Origin of the sequence: Caldisalinibacter kiritimatiensis (genome assembly GCF_000387765.1) — a bacterium.
Taxonomy (GTDB): domain Bacteria; phylum Bacillota; class Clostridia; order Tissierellales; family Caldisalinibacteraceae; genus Caldisalinibacter; species Caldisalinibacter kiritimatiensis.
In genome coordinates this window covers 1-1186 of the sequence record NZ_ARZA01000134.1, presented here as the reverse complement: position 1 = coordinate 1186, position 1186 = coordinate 1, and the positions used below count along the sequence as shown (strand labels likewise).

Annotated in this window: 2 protein-coding genes; both read right to left on the bottom strand. The window is 26.3% G+C overall.

From position 1 onward, the window contains the following. Positions 1–184 precede the first annotated feature (184 nt). Positions 185–511 carry a SixA phosphatase family protein gene (locus tag L21TH_RS06580; RefSeq protein ID WP_006312195.1) on the bottom strand — a complete coding sequence of 109 codons (327 nt, stop codon included), beginning with the start codon at positions 509–511 and terminating at the stop codon, positions 185–187. Between the two features lie 224 nt (positions 512–735). Then, positions 736–1143: a hypothetical protein gene (locus tag L21TH_RS06575; protein WP_034429524.1), complete on the bottom strand. Its 408-nt coding sequence runs from the start codon at positions 1141–1143 to the stop codon at positions 736–738. Between the last annotated feature and the right edge of the window lie 43 nt (positions 1144–1186).

The following is a 1186-nucleotide window of genomic DNA, read 5'->3' as shown; positions in this document are numbered from 1 at the left end:
TAGTGGTTGTGGTAAATCTACATTATTATCTATAATAGCTGGGCTTCTTAAGCCATCTAATAATAGCAGTGAAAAAAGTAACTCCCTATTGTCTTTGTAACTTAATAAGAGCTCCAATGATACCAATGGCATTTACCTTATATTCACATAATTATCCTCTACTTCTTTAAACATAGAAAGCATATTACTTTATACAGTAACACAAGGGGACTGTCCCCTTGTGTTTCCAGTCATATATTTCTTCAATTTCTAAACCCTTATCTAATGCAACATATTTTATTGTGTCAATAGCCCTTAAATAAGGACTTGATATAACCCTATTAATGACCTTGTCCTTAAAGAAATTAGTTACCTTATCTACATCCCTTTTACCCTTTTCTGATAATGGTCTTACAAAATCATCTGGAGTATATTTAATTTCTGCATGTCTTACCAAATAAATATTAGTTGGTATAAATAATCCCCCTCTAACATTATCACTTCTATAATGTTCTGTTAGAATAATTATCATATTTATAAAGTTTTGTTCTTAAAGTAACTTATATTATAAGTATTTGATACTTTTATGTTGTTTCCTTTATTTTTTATTCTTTTTCAAAAAAAGTGACAGAGAGACTTCTCTGTCACAAAGGATATAAAAATTTTTGGGTGCAATTAAGTATTTAAAAAAAGTATTTATTGTAACAATTAATAGTTTTGACTTTTTACTTTAATTATTTATCTTAAACAATTTTTCTAACCAGCACTTAACATACTTTCAATTTCTTTTAATATGTTTAACTTTTTATAATATTTATTATTATATTTAAAACCATTTTCATAGACTAATACTTCATAAATTTTTTCTTCTATTGTAAATTTTATTATTAACTTCGGATTGCCAATTATAACATCATCATTTTCTTTTAATTTAGCTTCTTTCAATATTCTAACAATCCATGATTTTCTAAGTGTATAATCACCATATAATATTGATTTCGGTAAACTATTAATTTCAACCTTTTTAGCATTAAATAAATATAAGATACTTTTTTCGTCTTTTATATCTGCAACTGGAATAATTTGGTTTACAAAATCCCATATTTGGTTATCGGTTAAATAGATATCATAATAATCATTTTCCACAAGTGAACTACTCGCCATTGAAATGGCAAGCTTCGGAGTCGCAAGTTAAAAACTTGCTACC

Bases quoted from the DNA above. Each gene is read 5' to 3' on its own strand.
- L21TH_RS06580 (WP_006312195.1), bottom strand. From the start codon at position 511: ATGATAATTATTCTAACAGAACATTATAGAAGTGATAATGTTAGAGGG.
- L21TH_RS06575 (WP_034429524.1), bottom strand. From the start codon at position 1,143: ATGGCGAGTAGTTCACTTGTGGAAAATGATTATTATGATATCTATTTA.